Consider the following 18,962-nt stretch of genomic DNA (forward strand, 5'->3'; position numbering starts at 1 on the left):
CCCGAAACTGCTCGGAGTTGCCCCCATGAACCCTCGTCGTAGTAACAGCTCGCTCCCCCAGCCCGGCCGGTCGGCCTATGGGGTGGCGTCGGCTGTCGTCCTGCTCCTCATACCCGTGGCCGTGCTGGTCGGAGGTGACCGGTTCCGTGACTTCCTGAACTTCGGCGCCGGCGTGCTGTCCCTCGTGTCGCTGAGCTGCTCGGTGATCTGGGGCCTCGTCGCCCAGGACCGGGTCTTCCTGAACACGCGCCAGCGGATCATCGGGCAGGCGGTGCACCGGACGACCGCGGTCGCCTCGATCGCGTTCCTGCTGCTGCACGTCACCACCAAGATCGCGCTCGACCACGTCCAGCTGGTCGGCGCGCTGATCCCCTTCTCGCTCGGCGTCACCGGGATCGAGGGCCTGATCGGTCTCGGCTCCCTGGCCGGCCTGCTCATGATCTTCGTGGGCATCACCGGGGCGCTGCGCAGCAGGTTCGCCTCCCCCGCCCCGGTGGCGGCCCGCTGGCGGGCCATGCACATGCTGGCCTACCCCGCCTGGTGCGCGGCCCTGCTGCACGGCCTGTACGCGGGCCGCGCGGCGAAGCCGATCTTCACGATCCTGTACGGCCTGGCCGTGCTCGGCGTCACCGCGGCCCTCGCCCTGCGCGCGGCCCCGCGCCCGGTCAAGCGCCAGGTCGCCGACAGAATCGCCGCGTTCATGGGCTCCGACGAGCGTCCGGGCCGCGCGGACCTGGACGCGAGCCGGGCCAGGATGGCGGAGTCCACGGGCGCCCTGCCGGGCTACGAGAACCAGCGGGGGAACCGGTCCCAGACCCGCGCCAACCCCTCGTACCAGGCCCCCGCGGCCCCGGAGCCCGCGAACGGCTTCGCCGCCGCCTACCGTGCCGTCTCCACGCCTCCCCGCCCGCGTCAGCAGCCGTTCCCGGCCGACCAGACCGCGCGCATGGACCTGCCGATGGACATGCAGCCCACGGAGGCCATCCCGCGCACGGACGGCGGCAGCACGTCGGGCAGCTGGCCGATCCCCTCCCCGCCACCGGTCGGCGAGGCACCTCCGTCGGCCTACGACCCGCTCAACGACACCGGATACAACATCCCGGCGTACGGCAACGCGGGCGCGGCGGGATACGGCTCGAGTGACGTGTACGACACCGGTGAGACGAACACCCTCTACGGCGCGTACTACCCGGACGACACGTACAACAACAGCGGTCCCGCCACTGAACCACCGCCCGGCGCCTCGTACGACTTCGACGCACCGGGCTCGGGCGAACCTTGGAACACGCCTTCCGGAGGCTATAGGTGAACGAGGCCCTGCCCGACGTCCCCGAAGTCCGCGTCGTCGGCCTTCCCCAGCTCACGTCGGGCTTCGACCTTGTCGAACGACTTGACCTGCCCATGCACCTGAAGGTGCACGGGCCGCTCGAACCGATGGGGGGCGAGCAACTCGCGAAGCTCTCCGAGAACATCAACCTGAAGGGCCGCGGCGGCGCGGGCTTCCCCTTCCACAAGAAGCTGCGTTCGGTCGCCGAAGCGGCGATCAAACGCGGTGTGCGGCCGGTCGTCGTCGTCAACGGCAGCGAGGACGAACCGGCCTGCCGCAAGGACACGGTGCTCATCAACCGTGCCCCGCACCTCATCCTGGACGGCGCGCTGCTGGTCGCCGAGGCACTGGGTGCCCGCACGCTCGTGGTGGGGGTCACCCGGGAGTCCACACAGCGCTCCATGGAGGCGGCGCTCGCCGAACGCGGCCTCAGCAACGGCCGCCGGTCGGCTCTTCGCGCGCGCGTGCAGCGCAATCCGGTGCGCATGGTCACCGGCGCGGCCGCGTCGCTGGTCCGCTCCATCGACGGCGGCCCGGCGATCCCGCCCGGCCGCAAGGTCAGCGCCTCGCAGAACGGTGTCGGCGGCGCGCCCACACTGCTGTCGAACGCCGAGACGTTCGCCCAGCTGGCGATCGCCGCCCGCATCGGCCCCGAGCGCTACGGCAACACCGGCCTGTACGACGAGCCCGGCACCGTCATGCTCACGGTCTCCGGCGCCGTCGCCCGCCCCATGGTGATCGAGGTCCCCACCGGCGTGCCGCTGCGCTACGTCCTCCAGCTCGCCGGCGCCCCGCCGGTCCCGCAGGGCGTGCTGACCGGCGGCTACCACGGCAAGTGGATCGACGCGGCGACGGTCAACGAGGCGATCGTCTCCCGCAACTCCCTGGACGCGGTGGGCGGTTCCCTCGGCGCCGGCGCGATCCTGCCGATCAGTCAGGACACCTGCCCGCTGGGCGAGTCGCTGCGCGTGGCGCAGTGGCTGGCCGAGGAGAGCGCGGGACAGTGCGGTCCCTGCTACCTGGGTCTGCCGGCCGCCGCGCGCGGCATGGAGGACATCATCAACGGCGGCGGACCGGCCGCCCTGGAGGCGCTCAAGCAGGTCGCCAAGAACGTGAAGCGGCGCGGCGCCTGTTCGCATCCGGACGGCTCCGCGATGTTCCTGGAGTCGACGATCAAGGCGTTCACGGACGACCTGGCCGCCCACGTCCTCGGAAACGGCTGCGGCAGGCCCGTGGAGGGCGTTCTGCCGCTCTTCGAGGGCGGCAAGGCCCCTACGGGCATCCCGGGCGGCGGAGAGTCCGAGGAGAACGGTCCCAGCCGTCAGAAGATCTACGTCGACTGGACCCTGTGCCGGGGGCACGGCCTGTGCGCCGACATCCTCCCCGAGGTCTTCGAACTCGGCGCCGACGGCTTCCCGACCGTCGCGCAGGCCCAAGTGCCGCGCTACGCCGAGGCGAAGGCGCTGCGCGCGGTCCGCCGCTGCCCGGCGCTCGCCCTGCGCATCGAGGAGGACACCCGCTCCCAGGGCGCGACCCGCAACAACCTGCCGGTCCTCTCCCAGGGCCGCGGCCGCCGCGCACTGGGCCGCTGAGCACACCGACAAGGGGCCGTCCGCATGCGGACGGCCCCTTGTCGGTGTCCCCATGTCCCCATGCCCCCGTGTCCCCCGCGAGAAGCCGGCCGCTCAGCCGCTCCGCCCCGAGGCACACGAAAAATCCCGCCGGATCGAGATGATCCGGCGGGATCTGACTGTGGAGCTAAGGAGAATTGAACTCCTGACCTCCTGCATGCCATGCAGGCGCTCTACCAACTGAGCTATAGCCCCTGGTGGCCATGCGGCGGAACCGCACAGTGGCCTGTCGCCCGGTCTCCCCGGCGGCGACGCCAACTTTACCGGCCCACCGGGGGAGCACCAAATCGTTTCCGTTCTGTCCGGATTCGGCAGCTGATGCCGACTCACGCGGTCAGCTGCCGATCAGGCCGTGACGAACGAATAGAACCGTTTGAGCGTGCAGTGCTCTTCGAGGAGCCGGCCGTAGATCGGCTCACCCTCGAGCTCGCGGTACGTCTCGATCGGGTCGCCTTTTATGATCAGCGCCCGCGCGCATTCCTCGCACCAGTACTGGTAGTCCGGATTGACCGGCTCCATGTCACGGACGATCGGCGTACCACTGCCGCACCAGTCGCACTTTCGCCTGTGCGCACCCATCGATCAGCTCCAGCTGTGGCCGCAGGCCGTGCACACGTAGGAGATCCCCCCGTTGTCACCGAGCACTTGGGCCACATGGACGGAACCGCAGGAAGGGCAGCTGAGACGGATGACCGTGTCCTGTGTCGACGCTGCTCCAAGGAGGTGGCCGACCTCCCTGAGGATGCTCGCAGGCATCACTGCTCCCTCCCGTCGGGCCGCGCCCCCTTCCGGCCGTTTGATTCTGCCACGGCCGGGCCAATACGGTCAGCGACGCCTCAGTACCAGTCCGGACACGGCACCCACCGCGCCCCTCCCGGCCCGCGCGAACACGCACGCCGAAGCGCCTCCGCAGAGGTATACGCCCCGAAGGCCCCGAGTGACTCAAGCCGGTGCGAGAACAGCGTGCTGAACACCGCGTCTCCGGCCGGCCGAACCGCGTGACGGCGCCGAGCAGCGCTCCGGCGTCCGCCGCGTCCTCGGACGGCATCAGCGGCTTGCCGCCGAACCGAACCCGGCTCCGCGGACGACGAGAAATCCCGCCCCCTGACCGGGGACGGGATCTTCATCAAGTGATCTCTGACACTCGGGAGAGTGTCGTTCTGTGGAGCTAAGGAGAATTGAACTCCTGACCTCCTGCATGCCATGCAGGCGCTCTACCAACTGAGCTATAGCCCCTCGCGCCACGCGACCGGAGCCGCATGGTGTTTCGCCCCGCTCGGCGGGGCGAACAAGAAGAACTCTAGCCTGCGACCTGCCGGAAAGTGAAATCCGGGCCACTGGCGCCGTGGGCCGCTCAGTCGTCGTCGCCGAGCACCGGTTCCGGGAGGGTGCCGGCGTTGTGCTCGAGCAGGCGCCAGCCGCGCGCGCCTTCGCCGAGGACGGACCAGCAGCAGTTGGAGAGTCCGCCGAGGCTCTCCCAGTGCTGGGACTCCAGACCGAGGAGACGGCCGATCGTGGTGCGGATCGTGCCGCCGTGGCTGACCACGACGAGCGTGCCGTTGTCGGGGATCTTCTCGGCGTGGCGCAGCACCACGGGGGCCGCGCGGTCGGCGACCTCGGTCTCCAGTTCGCCGCCACCGCGGCGCACCGGCTCACCGCGCTTCCACGCGGCGTACTCCTCGCCGTACCGGGCGATGATCTCCTCGTGCGTCAGCCCCTGCCAGGCGCCCGCGTAGGTCTCCCGCAGACCCTCCTCGTGGGTCACGTCCAGGCCGGTGAGCTCGGCGAGCTCGGCGGCCGTGTGCGCGGCCCGCTGGAGGTCGGAGGCGACGATCGCGTCGGGCCTCAGGGAGGCGAGCAGCCGGGCGGCGCGGCGGGCCTGGCCGACGCCGGTCTCGGTGAGCTCGACGTCCGTGGTGCCCTGGAAGCGGCGCTCCACGTTCCACGAGGTCTGGCCGTGCCGCCAGAGGATGACGCGGCGCCCGCGGCCCGGCTTGCGGCCGGCGCCCGCGGGGGCGGTCACCGCAGCTCCCCGAAGTCGGCGGTGTCCTCCTCGGCCTGCACCTTGGCGTGCTCCTCGGCCTTGCCGCGGGTGGCCTTGGCGTCGGCCGGCAGGTCGATCTCGGGGCAGTCCTTCCACAGCCGCTCCAGGGCGTAGAAGACCCGCTCCTCGCTGTGCTGGACATGGACGACGATGTCGATGTAGTCGAGCAGGATCCAGCGGGCCTCACGGTCGCCCTCGCGGCGCACCGGCTTGACGCCGAGCTCCTTGGAGAGCCGCTCCTCGATCTCGTCGACGATCGACTTGACCTGGCGGTCGTTGGGTGCGGAGGCCACGAGGAAGGCGTCCGTGATCGACAGCACGTCGCTGACGTCATAGGCGATCACATCGTGGGCGAGCTTGTCGGCGGCCGCCTGGGCGGCGGTGGTGATGAGCTCAAGGGAGCGGTCAGTCGCGGTCACTACAAGGCTTTCGGTCGGCGGTCACTGGACATCAAGGGTCTCACGGACCGCCGACGGCACCCCACGTGATGGGTTGCGCACGTGGGATGCCGTCCTCGCCGGGCCTGTCCTAGGAGGACGAGGGCGTGTAGTCCTGGCCGAGGACCACGGCGACGTTCGCGCCCGAGGAGACCGTGCCCTGGGCGACGGAGCCGGCGGGCAGGCCCAGCGTCTTGGCGACCTCGGTGGCGTTCTCCTTGTCGGCGGCTTCGGCGTAGACGACCCTGGAGGCGGCCTGGGCGGCGGAGGCGGTGCCGCCCTCCAGGAAGGTGAAGCCGCCGTTGAGCAGCACGACGCGGGCCTTCTCGGTGTTGTCCTTGACGCCGCTGGCGTTCTGCACGGCCACGCTGACGGCCGCGTCCTTGTCGGGGCTCCTGGCGGTGCCGCCGAGCACGTCCTTGACCACCCTCGCGCTGGCCTCGGCGTTCAGGGTGCCGTCGCTCTGGACGGGCATCAGGGCCGTCCTGTGGTCGCCGCCCTTGGCGAGGTCGGCGAGTTTGGCGAGGAAGGTGCCGAGTTCCTTGTCGGTCAGCGGCGGCTCGAGGATCTGGGCCAGCGTCTGCACGGTGGTGGTCGCGGCCGTGGGGTCGGAGGACAGCTTGCGCAGTACGCCCTGCATGACCTGCCCGAACCGCTCCAGCTGGGCGTTCTGGGCCTCTCCGGGGGCGCGGTGGGTGGCGTAGGCGACGGCCATCTTGCCGCTGAGGGTCTGGCTCTTCCCCTTGTTCACCAGGGGCGCCTCGCCCTTCTTCTTCGCGTCCGGATCGGGCACGTCGGCGTTGGTGTCGACGTCGATGTTGCCGACGAGGTCGACGAGGTTCTGGAGATAGGGGGTGTCCAGGCGCCAGGTGCCCTCGATCTTGGTGCCGAGGACGGTGTCGAGGGCCTCGCGGGTGCCGGCGGAGCCGTCCTCGTCGACCGACTTGGCGAGGGTGGTCGTGGTGCCGTCGTCGTCCGTCACGACGAGCGAGTTGGGCAGCAGGACGGTGGTGCCCTGCTTGGTGGTGGTGTTGTCGACGAGCAGCACCGTGGAGGTGCCGCCCTCGGCGGTGTTGTGCAGGTGGACGACGACCACGTCGCGGCTCTGGGCACCGGCGGCCGTCGCGGTGCCGGTTCCGTCGTCGGAGGACGACGACGTGCCGGGGAGCTTCCCCGCGAACCAGAGGTAGCCGACACCGCCGGCCGCGACCAGCGCGAGGACGACGACCAGGGCGACGACCCGGCTGCGGGCGCGGCGCTTGGCCTCCTCACGGCGCTCGGTGCGGTTCTCGGTGAACTTCAGCCAGTCGATGACGTCCTCGGAGTCACCGTCGGGGTCCTCGACGAACGCGAACTGCTCGGTGCGGTACTCCCGTTCGCCTTCCCCGGCGGGTGCCCCGCCGGGCTCGGCGCGGTGGTCCGGGCCGGCCCCGCGCTGCCCGTCCCGGTCGGCGGCGTCCGGTTCCCCGACCGGCCCGGCCTGCTGGGGGATGTAGGCGGTCTGCTCGGCGACACGGGGCTGCTGCCCGCCCGTCGCGGCCTGGCCATGGGGGTCGTAGGGGACGTAGGAGTCGTAGGACGGCCCCGGCCCGCCGGAGTGCTGGTGACCGGCGGCGTACGGGTCGTAGGACGGCACGGGTGCCTGCTGGCCGGTGCCGTAGGGGTCGTACGCCGGTGGGAGCTGCTGCCCGCCCGTGGCGTACGGGTCGTACCCGTAGCCCTGCTGCGGGTACGGGTCGTACGGCTGCGCGCCGCCGTACTCCTGTTGCTGCGGGGCCTGTTGGTGGTGGGTCTGCTGGTGCTGGGCCTGCTGGTACACAGGCCGGCCGAACTCGTCGTAGCCGACGAGCTCGTACTGGTCGTCGTGACCGCCGCCGTGTCCCGCGTCGTATCGGTCGTTCACCGGTGCCCCCTCTCGGCTCACTCGCCGCGGTACAGCTCGCGCTTGTCGATGTAGCGCACGACTCCGTCCGGCACCAGATACCAGACGGGGTCGCCCTTGGCGACCCTCGCACGGCAGTCGGTGGAGGAGATGGCGAGGGCGGGGACCTCGACGAGCGAGACACCGCCTTCGGGGAGGCCGGGGTCGGACAGGACGTGACCCGGCCGGGTGACGCCGATGAAGTGCGCGAGGGCGAACAGCTCGTCCGCGTCCCGCCAGGTCAGGATCTGCCCGAGGGCGTCGGCGCCGGTGATGAAGAAGAGGTCGGTGTCGGAGTTGAGCGCCTTCAGGTCGCGCAGGGTGTCCGTGGTGTAGGTGGGGCCGCCGCGGTCGATGTCGATGCGGCTGACCGAGAACTGGGGGTTCTCGGCGGTCGCGATGACGGTCATCAGATAGCGGTCCTCGGCCGGGGAGACCGCGCGGTGGCTCTTCTGCCACGGCTGACCGGTCGGGACGAACACCACCTCGTCCAGGTGGAACTGCGCGGCGACCTCGCTGGCCGCCACGAGGTGCCCGTGGTGGATCGGGTCGAACGTGCCGCCCATGACGCCGAGGCGTCGCTTGCCGGGGCTGGACGGACTGCTGCCCGGCCCGACCGGCAGGCGCTTGAGCCCACCGCTCACGGGGCCGTTCCCGGCGCGACCGACCGGACCGCGACCGGCCGCGCTCGCCGGACCGGAACCCGCACCCGCACCCGCATCCCTCACCGAAGCACCGCCGACAGCTCTCGCCGGACCGTTGCCGGCTCCTCTCGCCGAGCCGTCACCGGCACCGCGCGGGCCGTTCCCGGCACCGCTGGCCGGATGGCCGTCGGTGCCGCTCACCGGACGGGCGTCCGTGCCGTTCGGCGTGTCGTTCGCCGGACCGGTAGGCATGTCCTGCTCTCCCATGCGTGCAGACCCTACCGGCCCGACCTGAGAGCTCCCGCCGACAGATCCCCGGACGGCCCGGGCCCGGGGGCCCTGCCGGACCGCCGGCGGACCTGTGCCGGACTCAGCGGTCGCGGTTGAAACGGGTGGTGATCCACAGCAGCAGCATCAGGATGACGAAGGCCCCGCCGCCGGTCAGCAGGGGGCTGAGGCTCTCGTGGTTGCCGCCGTGCTCCCCGCCCTCGGCGGCGAGGGTGACCAACTGGGCAGCGGTGCTGTGGAAGCTCATCTTCGGCAGGACCTATCCGGTGTGGGCGGGATAAAGACGTCGGCCCATGGTAAGCGGGCGGCTCGGGAGCCATCACGCCGACTCCACCGTTGGGGAACCGGGGAACCTTCGCCCCGCCTCAGTCGTCCTTCCGCTTGTACCCCCGCAGCAGGAACCACGCGGCCAGCACACAGCCCACCACCATCACGACCAGGACGATCCGGAGCAGATTCCCCGCGCCCTGCTGTTCGGCGGCGCTCGCGGCCTCCATGAGCCAGGCGGTCCGGGGGGTGTGCTCCATGGCGCGGAACTCCTTCGGTGTAGTGCCCGTCCACGGTATCTCCGCCTAGGCTGGGCTCTGCTTCGGGGGCGCAAAGGACCGCACAACAGTCCGCAAAGGGCCACTCACACGCACATGGGGGAAGACATGTCCGACGGCCACCAGCAGAACGGGCACGAGCACGTGCCGAGCAGGCAGCGCAGGCGCTTCCCGGGGATCTCCTCCCGTGCGTACGAGCACCCGGCCGACCGTTCCGCCCTGGTGGCGCTGCGCAAGCTGAGCGGGTTCGACACCGTCTTCAAGGCGCTCAGCGGTCTGCTGCCCGAGCGCAGCCTCAGGCTGCTGTTCCTGTCCGACTCGGTGCGCGTGTCCGACCAGCAGTTCGCCCACCTGAACGACATGCTGCGGGACGCCTGCTACATCCTGGACCTGGAGAAGGTCCCGCCGATGTACGTCAACCAGGACCCGCAGCCGAACGCGATGTGCATCGGCCTGGACGAGCCGATCATCGTCGTCACCACGGGTCTCGTCGAGCTGCTCGACGAGGAGGAGATGCGGGCGGTCGTCGGGCACGAGGTGGGGCACGCGCTGTCCGGCCACTCCGTGTACCGCACCATTCTGCTGTTCCTGACCAGCCTCGCCCTGCGGGTGGCGTGGATCCCGCTCGGCAACATAGCGATCATGGCGATCGTGACCGGGCTGCGCGAGTGGTTCCGCAAGTCCGAGCTGTCCGCCGACCGCGCCGGGCTCCTCGTCGGCCAGGACCTCCAGGCCTCCATGCGCGGCCTGATGAAGATCGCGGGCGGCAACCACCTGCACGAGATGAACGTGGACGCGTTCCTGAAGCAGGCCGAGGAGTACGAGGCCGGCGGTGACCTGCGCGACTCCGTGCTGAAGATCCTGAACGTGCTGCCGCGTTCCCACCCCTTCACCACCGTACGGGCGGCCGAGCTGAAGAAGTGGGCCGAGTCCCGCGACTTCCAGCGGATCATGGACGGTCACTACCCGCGGCGCAGCGAGGACAAGGACACCTCGGTGACGGACTCGTTCCGCGAGTCGGCGTCGGCCTACGCCACCAACGTCAAGAGCTCCAAGGACCCCCTGATGAAGCTGGTCAGCGACCTCGCCGGCGGGGCGGGGGACCTGGGCGGCCGGGTGCGGCGCGGCTTCGGAGGCTTCGCGAGTCCGACACCGCCGGCGGACCAGCCGCCCACGGACCAGCCGCCGGGCGACACACCCCCGGGCAACGAGCACTGACCGGCTCCGGGCCTCACACCCTCGGCTGCGCGCTCGTCGCCAGTGACCCGCACAGGGCCGTCGCGCTGCCGGTCGCGTACGGGTCCGTGCCGGCCGGGCCGCCCGCCTTCGCGGTCTGGTCGGCGAGCAGCGGGTGCAGGCGGTTGGCGGAGTCCTCGGCGCAGGACAGCGGCCCGGCCTGGACGTAGGAGACGACGAGCTGGGCGGTGTGCATCCGCAGGTCGTCGCGGTCGAAGCGGAAGTGCAGCTCACGCCGGACGGTGAACAGTGAGGCGCGCGCCTCCTCGTCCGCGCCGCTGGGCCGCAGCGCGTAGACGAAGGTGTGGTCCGCGGTGACCTCCAGCGTGGACGCGTCGGTCTCGGCGGCCTGGAGGGTGCCCTGGACGCGGATCTTCCGGTCGGCCAGCTCTGTCTCGGACGGGTCGAAGCGGACCAGCCACCCGGTGGGCGCGTGCCGGCCGTCGGCGGCCGGGCGGGTGAAGCTCTGGTCGAACTGGTCGAGTTGGTCGGTGTCGAGGAGGACCCGCACGGAGCGGACCTGCTCGCCGGTGAGGACGTCCGGGTCGAGCGAGGAGCGGACGACGTAGTCCTTGGCGGTGGTCAGGGCGCTCACCACCTGGCTGTCGGAGAAGTGCGCGGTGCGCCGGGAGGCCGGCAGCGGTATCCCCTCGGCACCGACGCGGTACTGCGCGGCGGGACTGTGTGCGTAGAGCTGCTCGGGGTCGGGGTGGCCGGGCACCTTGCCCTGCGGGGCGAGCGGGATGACGGTCATCCGCAGGGGCTCGGCGGGCTGCCGGGCGGCGGGGGCCTGGTAGGGGTGGCGGACGCCCATGTAGACCGCGGTCCCGAAGGCGATGGCGATCAGCAGGACCAGGACGAGTGCCTGCCGGGAGAGCCCGCCGCGGCGAAGGGGCGGTCTGCGGCGTACGGCGGGCGCGCGGTCGGCGATGCGCTCCTGTGCGGAGAACTCCTGGAGGCGGGCAGCGCGGACGAACGACTCGTCGAAGACGACGGACCGGTACTCGTCCTCACCGCCTCCGGGGCCGCCCTCGGGTGTCCCCTCGGCTGGGTCTCCAGGCCCTCCCATATCTTCAGGGTAGGTCGCCGGGAGCTCGGGTAAACGCCGTGGCGCACGACAAGTTGTGACAGGCCTCACCGGAACCGGCCAGGGTCCGCCGGGCGCCGGTCAGGGCGTGCGCGGGACCGCGGACGCGGCTGGCTGGGAGTAGTCGGCGGACGCGGACGGCGCCGCCGCGGTGCCCTGCTCCAGACCGGTCGAGGCGGGCGGCGGAACCTGGTCCCGATCGCCCGAGGAGGCGCTCCGGTAGACCGCCGCGAAGGCCAGCGCGACCATACCGATCCCCATCACGAGGGCGAGCAGCCAGGCGACGGGGCGGTGCCAGCGGACTTGTTTCCCGTACGTCCCGGAGGCGCCGTAGCGGCCTTCGAGGACATCGGTGTCGTCCGGGTCGTCGAGGTCCGGATCGTGGCCGAAACCGCTGAGGTCGTCGGGTCCGAACCCGTCCTCGTAGTGCTCGCCGCCGGCTCGGGCGCGGCGGGCCTCGGCCTCGGAGGCCTCCGCTCTCGCCTGCGCGGCGGCCAGGAGGCGTTCGACGGCGGTCGGCTCGTGCACCACGGCCGCCCGGACGAAGCCCTCGTCGAAGACCACGGAGGCGAACTCTTCGTCCGACACCCCGCGGTCGTGGTCGTCGTCGGGCTCCCAGCCGTCAGGGAACGGCGTACCCCCCACGTCCTCCGGCACGGATCCAGAGTAGACCTGGGGGGTCAATTTGGGCAGACGGTATGGAAATTCATCCGGTTGGTGAGACACCGCCGCGGCGGCACGGGCCGGCGCCCGGCGTGGGTGCCGGGCGCGTCCCGCGGGCCGGAACCGGGTCCGCGCGCCTCAGCGCCGTACGTGTCCGTCCCCGGTGACGATGTACTTCGTGCTGGTCAGCTCCGGCAGACCCATCGGGCCGCGGGCGTGCAGCTTCTGCGTGGAGATCCCGATCTCCGCGCCGAAGCCGAACTGGCCGCCGTCCGTGAACCGGGTGGACGCGTTGACCGCGACCGTCGTGGAGTCGACCAGCTGGGTGAACCGGCGGGCCGCCTGCTGCGAGGTGGTGACGATCGCCTCGGTGTGACCGGAGGTCCACAGCCGGATGTGCTCGACCGCCCGGTCGAGGGAGTCGACGACCGCCGCGGCGATGTCGTACGAGAGGTACTCGGTCTCCCAGTCCTCCGGCGTCGCCTCGACGACGGTGGCCTTGGAGTCCTTGGCGAACGCCAGCACCCGCTCGTCGGCGTGCACGGTCACGCCCGCCTCGGCGAGGGCGTCCAGGGCGCGCGGCAGGAACACGGGGGCGATGTCCTGGTGGACGAGGAGCGTCTCGGCGGCGTTGCAGACGCTGACGCGGTGCGCCTTGGAGTTGATCAGGATGTCGATCGCCATGTCGAGGTCGGCGTGGGCGTCGACGTAGACGTGGCAGTTGCCGGTGCCGGTCTCGATGACGGGGACGACCGACTCGGTGACGACGGTCTGGATGAGCGAGGCCCCGCCGCGCGGGATCAGCACGTCGACCAGGCCGCGGGCGCGCATCAGCTCGCGCACGCTCTCGCGGCTCTCGCCGGGCACCAGCTGCACGGCGTCGGCGGGCAGTCCGGCGCCGCCGACGGCGTCCCGGAGCACCCGCACGAGCGCGCTGTTCGACTCGTACGCGGAACCGGAGCCGCGCAGCAGCACCGCGTTGCCGGACTTCAGGCACAGGGCGGCGGCGTCGACGGTGACGTTCGGGCGGGCCTCGTAGATGATCCCGACGACGCCGAGGGGGACGCGGACCTGGCGCAGGTCGATGCCGTTGGGCAGGGTCGAGCCGCGGACGACCTCGCCGACCGGGTCGGGCAGTGCGACGACGTCCCGCACGTCGGAGGCGATGGCCCGCACCCGCTCCGGTGTCAGGGTCAGCCGGTCGATGATGGCCTCGCTGGTGCCGGCCTCACGGGCCTTGGCGATGTCCTTGGCGTTGGCCTCGACGATCTCGCTCGTACGGACCTCCAGCGCGTCCGCGATGGCGAGCAGCGCGTCGTCCTTCTCGGCCCGCGGGAGCGGGGCGAGGTCGGCGGCGGCGGCTTTGGCACGGTAGGCGGCCTGGGTGACCGGGGACATGGCGTCGTACGGCGAAAGCGTGGTCATGTGGAAAGCCTAGTGCGCCACGCGGATGCGTCCACCGCTCATCCCACAGCCCGAGACAAGCCCCGCACAGTGCGCAGACCTCTCAATAGGGGTGCACGCCCACCGGTGTCGCGGGCGCCGGCCCGTACCCCTCGGAGATGCGCTGGTGGTAGGTCTGGCGGTCGATGACCTCCAGGCCGACGATCTCCCACGGCGGGAGCCCCGCGGTCTGCCGGTGCTCGCCCCACAGGCGCAGGGCGACGGCGGCCGCGTCGTGCAGGTCGCGGGCCTCCTCCCAGTACCGGATCTCCGCGTGGTCGTTGGCGTATCTGCTGGTCAGCAGGAAGGGGTGGTCGTGGGCGAGCTGTTCGAGGGCGCGCCGGACCTCCTTGAGCGGTGCCTCGTCGCCGGAGACGCTCAGGGTGACGTGCCACAGGCGCGGCAGGTCCGCGGGCTCCTCGCCCTCGTAGCGGTCACCGGCCGCGACGCTCGTCAGGGCGCGTTCCTCGCCGGCCAGACGCGCGGAGGCGCCACCGGTACCCGCGCGGGACGCCGCCGCCCCAGGGCGCACTCGTCTCACGACGGCCTCCTTCACGCACAGATCGACCCCGGGGGTCGGGCGGTGTGTCCCTGGGACAAAGTTGAGCAGGCCGCAACCGCTCATGGGGCGGTTTTGCGGAACGTCCTTCTCAGGGCGACGCCCTTGTCAGGTCGTTCACCCCGTTTTCGGGCGTCGCGTGCGGTGACGCGGGGCAAGCGGGTGGTGATGCGGGTGGTACGGGGCGTGACGAGGGGTGCGCGGCGCGTCGGGTACGGGGTGCGCGGCGCGTCGGGCACGGGTACGCGGCGCGTCGGGTACGGGGTGCGCGGCGCGTCGGGCACGGGTGCACGGCGCGTCGGGCAGGGCGCACGGCGCGTGGTCCACGGCGCGTGAGGCGGGTGTTGCCGGGCGGCACCGGCCATGGTCCGGGTGCCCGTTGCGCACGCGAGGGACTTACGGGTGCAGGATCACCAGATCGTCCCGGTGCACGACCTCGCGCTCGTACGCGGGGCCCAGCTCGCGGGCGAGTTCCCGGGTGGAGCGGCCGAGGAGCCGGGGGATCTCCTTGGCGTCGAAGTTGACGAGCCCCCGGGCCACCGCGTGCCCCGTGCCGTCCCGCAGTTCGACGGGGTCGCCCGCGACGAACTCGCCCTCCACGGAGGCGATCCCGGCCGGCAGCAGCGACGTACGGCGGTCGACGACGGCCCGCACCGCGCCGTCGTCCAGCGTCAGCGCCCCCTGCGGGGTGGACGCGTGCTGCAACCACAGCAGGCGGTCGGCGGAGCGCTTGCCGGCGGGGTGGAAGTAGGTGCCGGTGTCCCCGCCGGACAGCGCGTCGGTCGCGTGCACCGCGCTGGTGAGGACCACCGGGATGCCCGCGGCGGCGGCGATCCGGGCGGCCTCGACCTTGGTGACCATGCCGCCGGTGCCGACGCCCGCCTTGCCGGCGCTGCCGATGTCCACGCCGGCGAGGTCCGAGGGCGTGCGCACCTCCGCTATCCGCGAGGTGCCCGGCTTGCCGGGGTCGCCGTCGTAGACGCCGTCCACGTCGGAGAGCAGCACCAGCAGGTCGGCGTGGACGAGGTGGGCGACCAGGGCGGCGAGCCGGTCGTTGTCGCCGAAGCGGATCTCGTCGGTGGCGACGGTGTCGTTCTCGTTGACGACCGGCAGGGCGCCCATGGCGAGCAGCTTGTCGAGGGTGCGGGAGGCGTTGCGGTGGTGGGCGCGGCGGCTCATGTCGTCCGAGGTCAGCAGCACCTGGCCGACGCGGATGCCGTAGCGGGCGAAGGAGGCGGTGTAGCGGGCCATCAGCAGGCCCTGGCCGACGCTGGCGGCGGCCTGCTGGCGAGCCAGGTCCTTGGGACGGCGGCGCAGGCCCAGCGGGGCGAGACCGGCGGCGATGGCACCGGAGGAGACCAGGACGATCTCCCGCTCCCCGCCGCTGCGGCTCTTGGCGAGGACGTCGACGAGCGCGTCGACCCGGTCGGCGTCCAGGCCGCCGGAGGCGGTGGTCAGCGACGAGGAGCCCACCTTGACGACGATCCTGCGGGCCTCGCTCACGGCCTGCCTTGCCCCTGCCACGTACCTGCCCCACTTCCTTGCCGAGTGTCCTCAATCTACGGGAACAGCAGGCCGTCGCGCTGTCGCGTTCCACCCGCCGGGACGCGCCGGCGACCGCGCGGAGCCGGCCGCCGGGGAGGACGTCCGGCCGCGCCGGTCCCCTCGACCGGCAGCGGGCGTCCGCCGTCCCATTACCGCCGCCCGGTCGGGGGCGTTGTCCAAGGAGCCCGACATCGAGCCCTTGGAGTGAGCGCAGTGCCCCTACCTCTCCCCCGCCGATGGTCCGCCGCAGGGCTGCCGCGCCGGCAGATCCTGGTCAAGGCGTTCGTCGTGGCCGTCCTCGCGGCCGCGTTCGCCGCCCAGGCCGTGGCGGCCCTGCGTCCGCACGTCCCGCTGCTGCTCGCCGCCACGGCCGCCTCGCTGGCCGTGGAGGGCGTCCTGTACCGGTGGCAGCGGGGCATGCTGTCGCTGTTGTTCGCCAAGTCGCACGCGGACCTCACGGTCCGGCATGTGCTGCGGGACCTGCTGCTGGTCGTCGGCCTGCTGCGGGTCGGCGAGCAGGACCGGGAGACGGCGTACGTCCCGCTGGTCGCCGGGCTGCTCGTCTTCTACGCGCTGCACTGCGCGATCCAGGCGGTGTCGGTGCTGGTCCGCCGCACCCGCACGCTGCCGGTGATCACCCGCAACATCGACGCCCGCGCCCTGCGCCTGTCGCCGGCCCCGCCCGTGCTGCTGCGCCGCCCCGGCCACCGGCTGCCGGTCTACGGCCTCCCGTCGACGGCCGGGCTGCTGGTCACGGCGGTCACCGGCGAGCCCGGCTGCGCGGCCCTCGGCGTCTCCGTGTCCCTGGGACTCGCCCTGGTGGGCCTGTGCGACCTCCTCGTACGGCTGCTGCCGAGCCGGCGTCCGGCGGGCGAGCAGGAGGTGCTGGACTGGTTCGACGCGTGGCTGGCCGCGTACCGGCCGACCGTGGGCCTGTACTTCTCCGGCGGGGCTTCCTCGGCGTACCAGGCGAACATGTGGCTGGAGCCGCTCGCGAAACTGCCCGGCCGGCCGGTGATCGTGCTGCGTGAGCGGTTCATGATGCAGAAGATCGCCGCGACCGACGTGCCGATCGTCTGTCTGCCGAAGGTGTCCACGCTGATGCGGCTGGAGCGGTCCACGCTCCAGGTCCTCATCCACCCGTCGAACTCCGGCAAGACCTCGCAGGTGCTGCGGATCCCCACGCTCAAGCACGCCTTCGTCAACCACGGCGAGAGCGACAAGCTGTCCTCGTGCAACCCGTACGCGAAGGCGTACGACGAGGTGTGGGTGGCCGGTCCGGCGGCCCGGGAGCGGTACGCGGCGGCCGAGGTGGGCGTCGAGGACAAGGACGTGGTGGAGATCGGCCGTCCGCAGCTGGAGGCCGTACGGCCGTACGCGGCCCCGCCGTCCGGGCCCCGCGGCGACGCCGCCGGTGGACGCTTCACCACGGTCCTGTACGCGCCCACCTGGGAGGGCTGGGACGGCAACCCCGGCAACACCTCGGTGATCGAGGCCGGCGAGAACCTCGTCCGGGCGCTGCTCGCGGATCCGGGCGTACGGCTGCTGTACAAGCCACATCCGCTGACCGGGTCGGTGGATCCGCGGGCGGGGGCGGCGGACCTCAGGATCCGGGAGCTGGTGCGGGCGGCGAACCGGCGGCGCACCGCCGGGCGCCCGGCCGTCAGTGGCGAACTCATCGCGCTCACCGAGGAGTTGGACCGGCTCACCACGGTCTCCTTCCGGGCCGGCGCGGACCAGGTCGAGCGGATGCTGGCGCAGTCCACGCCCGAGCCGGGACGTGCCGAGGCGGTGGCGCGGGCGACGGCGGCCTGGGAGGAGGCGTACTGGGCGTCGCTGCCGGAGTGGGAGCACCAGGTCGTCACCGACGCCCGGCCCGCGCTGTACGCCTGCTTCAACCAGGCCGACCTGCTGGTCAGTGACGTGTCGAGCGTGGTCAGCGACTTCCTGGCGAGCGGGAAGCCGTACGCGGTGGCCAACACCAGCGGTCTGCCGGAGGAGGCGTTCCGCGAGACGTTCCCGACGGTACGCGCGGCGACCGTGCTGACGCCGGACGCGGCCGGGGTGCCCCGGCTGCTGGACGCGGTCCGGCATCCGGAGCGGGACGAACTGGCCGAGGCCCGAGCCGAGTTGAAGCGGCACCTGCTGGGACCGGACGAGCCGTCCGCGCAGGCGCGCTTCGACCGGGCGGTGGGATCGCTGGGTGCGGCGGCCCGGCGGCACCGGTCCCGGATGGCCGAGCGGCCGGCGGCGGAGCTTCCCGCTCAGCGCCGGGAGGCACCCGTGCCCGGGTCCGTCACGCGGCCACGGTGAACCGCGCGGGCAGCGCCCGGCGGGCCTTGCGGGCCGCGCGACGCAGGAAGGTGTCGATCGGGCTTTCCCGGTAGTCCGGGAAGGCCCTGGCCTCCCGTCCCTCGGCGAGGTACACGGAGTCGGGGATGCCCGCCGTGCCGTCCCGGAAGCGCGGATAGGCGAGATAGAGGCGGCGCCCCTTCTTCTCCACGACGGCGGGGGCCTGCTTCTTCGCCCGGACGAACTCCAGGACCTCCGTGAGGAGATCGGGCCGCTGGGCGGCCACCAGGTGCAGCCTCAGCCGCTCCTGGACCCGGATGCGGCGGGCGACGTCGTCGTTCCAGTACGCGTCCATCAGCGGCTTCGCCAGCTCGAACTTGTGCCGCCGTATCTCCTCGCTGTCGGTGAGGAACGTGGGGCCGAACTGCGGCAGCAGCGTCACGAGGAAGGGTCGGACCATGAGCACGTCCCGCTTCGGACCCGGGGGGAGCATGGTGGCGATCAGGGTCGTCAGGGCACGCGCGGAGTCGAAGCGCAGGGTGTAACCCCCGCTCCTGGTCACGTGTTTGCCGTCCTCGCGGCCCACCAGGTAGTAGCAGGTGTAGTCGGCGAGCACGGAGACGCCGTCCGCCCGCAGATACGCCTCCAGCGTGAACAGCGCGTCCTCGCCGGTCCACAGGGACTCGTCGAAGCGCATGCCGTGACGTTCCAGCAGTGCGCGGCGGAACAGCTTCTGCGCGCTCAGGGTGAACTTGATGTTGGAGGAGAACACGTCGGTGCGCTTCAGCGTCTGCCCCCACATCGACTTCGGCGCGCCGCGGTTGACGCCCTCCACCCGGCCGAGGACGACGTCCGTGCCGTTCTCGTCGGCCATGGCGACCATCCGCTCCAGGGCCTCGGAGCCGAGCCGGTCGTCGGCGTCGAGGAAGAAGACGTAGCGTCCCGCCGCCTTGCCGAGACCGACGTTGCGCGGGCCGCTCGGGCCGCCGGAGTTGTCCTGCCGGATCACGGTGACCGGCATGGCGGCACGGGCCGCGAACTCCTCCAGGTACTCCCCCGTACCGTCCGTCGAGCCGTCGTCCACGGCGATGACCTCGACGCGCTCCGGGTCGATGGTCTGCGCCTCCACCGACGCCAGGCACTCCACCAGGTACGGCATCGCCTCGTACGCCCCGATGACCACGGTCACATCAGGCTGCGCAACGGTCACACTTCCCCCTCGTCACGGAAAATTTCCCCCGAGTCACCCCGCTGGCAAGCTGCTAGACGGACGGTCACAGGAAGCGGTTGCCCCTGCGCC

At 71.9% G+C, this 18,962-nt stretch carries 17 protein-coding genes and 2 tRNA genes; 4 read left to right on the top strand and 15 right to left on the bottom strand.

All coding sequences use genetic code 11. The annotated features are described in order from the left end of the window. Window positions 1-25 precede the first annotated feature (25 nt). Together QQS16_RS15770 and QQS16_RS15775 are read left to right on the top strand one after the other, a co-directional pair. Window positions 26-1,309: a ferric reductase-like transmembrane domain-containing protein gene (locus QQS16_RS15770; protein ID WP_286062331.1), complete on the top strand. Its 1,284-nt coding sequence runs from the start codon at window positions 26-28 to the stop codon at window positions 1,307-1,309. After that, window positions 1,306-2,919: an NADH-quinone oxidoreductase subunit NuoF family protein gene (locus tag QQS16_RS15775; protein ID WP_286062332.1), complete on the top strand. Its 1,614-nt coding sequence runs from the start codon at window positions 1,306-1,308 to the stop codon at window positions 2,917-2,919. Before QQS16_RS15770 ends, QQS16_RS15775 begins: the two co-directional genes overlap by 4 nt. A gap of 161 nt (window positions 2,920-3,080) precedes the next feature. Here QQS16_RS15775 and QQS16_RS15780 read toward each other — a convergent pair. The 9 genes from QQS16_RS15780 to QQS16_RS15820 form a co-directional block, all read right to left on the bottom strand. Further along, window positions 3,081-3,153, bottom strand: a tRNA-Ala gene (locus tag QQS16_RS15780). Between the two features lie 150 nt (window positions 3,154-3,303). Continuing rightward, a complete protein-coding gene (locus QQS16_RS15785) occupies window positions 3,304-3,537 on the bottom strand; it encodes a hypothetical protein (protein ID WP_003976229.1) in 234 nt (77 codons plus the stop codon). A gap of 584 nt (window positions 3,538-4,121) precedes the next feature. Then, window positions 4,122-4,194 (bottom strand) — tRNA-Ala (locus QQS16_RS15790). Window positions 4,195-4,312: 118 nt separating this feature from the next. Then, window positions 4,313-4,981: a histidine phosphatase family protein gene (locus QQS16_RS15795; protein WP_286062338.1), complete on the bottom strand. Its 669-nt coding sequence runs from the start codon at window positions 4,979-4,981 to the stop codon at window positions 4,313-4,315. Then, complete coding sequence (gene rsfS / locus QQS16_RS15800) at window positions 4,978-5,421, bottom strand: ribosome silencing factor (protein ID WP_286062339.1); 444 nt, start codon at window positions 5,419-5,421, stop codon at window positions 4,978-4,980. The genes QQS16_RS15795 and rsfS overlap by 4 nt, the downstream gene beginning before the upstream one ends. A 109-nt stretch (window positions 5,422-5,530) precedes the next feature. Continuing rightward, window positions 5,531-7,342 (bottom strand): LCP family protein, encoded by a 1,812-nt coding sequence (locus QQS16_RS15805; protein ID WP_286062340.1) that lies wholly within the window; start codon window positions 7,340-7,342, stop codon window positions 5,531-5,533. A gap of 17 nt (window positions 7,343-7,359) precedes the next feature. Further along, complete coding sequence (gene nadD / locus QQS16_RS15810) at window positions 7,360-7,926, bottom strand: nicotinate-nucleotide adenylyltransferase (RefSeq protein WP_286066337.1); 567 nt, start codon at window positions 7,924-7,926, stop codon at window positions 7,360-7,362. 448 nt (window positions 7,927-8,374) lie between these two features. Then, complete coding sequence (locus QQS16_RS15815) at window positions 8,375-8,539, bottom strand: hypothetical protein (RefSeq protein WP_286062341.1); 165 nt, start codon at window positions 8,537-8,539, stop codon at window positions 8,375-8,377. A gap of 118 nt (window positions 8,540-8,657) precedes the next feature. Further along, window positions 8,658-8,819, bottom strand: coding sequence for a hypothetical protein (locus tag QQS16_RS15820; protein ID WP_286062343.1), 162 nt, complete (start codon window positions 8,817-8,819; stop codon window positions 8,658-8,660). 114 nt (window positions 8,820-8,933) lie between these two features. Here QQS16_RS15820 and QQS16_RS15825 point away from each other — a divergent pair, with 114 nt between their 5' ends. Next, window positions 8,934-10,055: a M48 family metallopeptidase gene (locus QQS16_RS15825; protein ID WP_502963795.1), complete on the top strand. Its 1,122-nt coding sequence runs from the start codon at window positions 8,934-8,936 to the stop codon at window positions 10,053-10,055. Between the two features lie 13 nt (window positions 10,056-10,068). Here the strand turns inward: QQS16_RS15825 and QQS16_RS15830 are convergent, their stop codons facing one another. From QQS16_RS15830 to proB, 5 genes are all read right to left on the bottom strand, one after another. Further along, a complete protein-coding gene (locus tag QQS16_RS15830) occupies window positions 10,069-11,142 on the bottom strand; it encodes an SCO2583 family membrane protein (RefSeq protein ID WP_286062346.1) in 1,074 nt (357 codons plus the stop codon). A 99-nt stretch (window positions 11,143-11,241) separates the two neighbouring features. Then, window positions 11,242-11,817 carry an SCO2584 family spore wall biosynthesis protein gene (locus QQS16_RS15835; protein ID WP_502963796.1) on the bottom strand — a complete coding sequence of 192 codons (576 nt, stop codon included), beginning with the start codon at window positions 11,815-11,817 and terminating at the stop codon, window positions 11,242-11,244. A gap of 144 nt (window positions 11,818-11,961) precedes the next feature. After that, complete coding sequence (locus tag QQS16_RS15840; protein ID WP_286062348.1) at window positions 11,962-13,248, bottom strand: glutamate-5-semialdehyde dehydrogenase; 1,287 nt, start codon at window positions 13,246-13,248, stop codon at window positions 11,962-11,964. Between the two features lie 82 nt (window positions 13,249-13,330). After that, on the bottom strand, window positions 13,331-13,798 hold the full coding sequence (locus QQS16_RS15845; RefSeq protein ID WP_286066338.1) for a DUF8830 family protein: 468 nt from the start codon (window positions 13,796-13,798) through the stop codon (window positions 13,331-13,333). A gap of 423 nt (window positions 13,799-14,221) precedes the next feature. After that, window positions 14,222-15,328 carry a glutamate 5-kinase gene (proB, locus tag QQS16_RS15850; protein ID WP_286066339.1) on the bottom strand — a complete coding sequence of 369 codons (1,107 nt, stop codon included), beginning with the start codon at window positions 15,326-15,328 and terminating at the stop codon, window positions 14,222-14,224. A gap of 246 nt (window positions 15,329-15,574) precedes the next feature. Between proB and QQS16_RS15855 the strand changes: the two genes are divergently transcribed. After that, entirely contained in the window at window positions 15,575-17,683 is a 2,109-nt protein-coding gene (locus QQS16_RS15855; protein WP_502963797.1) for a hypothetical protein, read from the top strand. On the opposite strand, the gene QQS16_RS15860 is transcribed toward QQS16_RS15855, so the two are convergent. Continuing rightward, window positions 17,667-18,872 carry a glycosyltransferase family 2 protein gene (locus tag QQS16_RS15860; RefSeq protein ID WP_286062350.1) on the bottom strand — a complete coding sequence of 402 codons (1,206 nt, stop codon included), beginning with the start codon at window positions 18,870-18,872 and terminating at the stop codon, window positions 17,667-17,669. The two genes, QQS16_RS15855 and QQS16_RS15860, sit on opposite strands and share 17 nt — an antisense overlap. Between the last annotated feature and the right edge of the window lie 90 nt (window positions 18,873-18,962).

The organism is Streptomyces sp. ALI-76-A, from assembly GCF_030287445.1.
Lineage (GTDB): Bacteria > Actinomycetota > Actinomycetes > Streptomycetales > Streptomycetaceae > Streptomyces.

Excerpts from the sequence above, each read along its gene's own strand:
- QQS16_RS15770 (WP_286062331.1), top strand. The coding sequence starts at position 26 with ATGAACCCTCGTCGTAGTAACAGCTCGCTCCCCCAGCCCGGCCGGTCG.
- QQS16_RS15785 (WP_003976229.1), bottom strand. The coding sequence starts at position 3,537 with ATGGGTGCGCACAGGCGAAAGTGCGACTGGTGCGGCAGTGGTACGCCG.
- nadD (WP_286066337.1), bottom strand. The coding sequence starts at position 7,926 with ATGGGCGGCACGTTCGACCCGATCCACCACGGGCACCTCGTGGCGGCC.
- QQS16_RS15815 (WP_286062341.1), bottom strand. The coding sequence starts at position 8,539 with ATGAGCTTCCACAGCACCGCTGCCCAGTTGGTCACCCTCGCCGCCGAG.
- QQS16_RS15820 (WP_286062343.1), bottom strand. The coding sequence starts at position 8,819 with ATGGAGCACACCCCCCGGACCGCCTGGCTCATGGAGGCCGCGAGCGCC.
- QQS16_RS15825 (WP_502963795.1), top strand. The coding sequence starts at position 8,934 with ATGGGGGAAGACATGTCCGACGGCCACCAGCAGAACGGGCACGAGCAC.
- QQS16_RS15830 (WP_286062346.1), bottom strand. The coding sequence starts at position 11,142 with ATGGGAGGGCCTGGAGACCCAGCCGAGGGGACACCCGAGGGCGGCCCC.
- QQS16_RS15840 (WP_286062348.1), bottom strand. The coding sequence starts at position 13,248 with ATGACCACGCTTTCGCCGTACGACGCCATGTCCCCGGTCACCCAGGCC.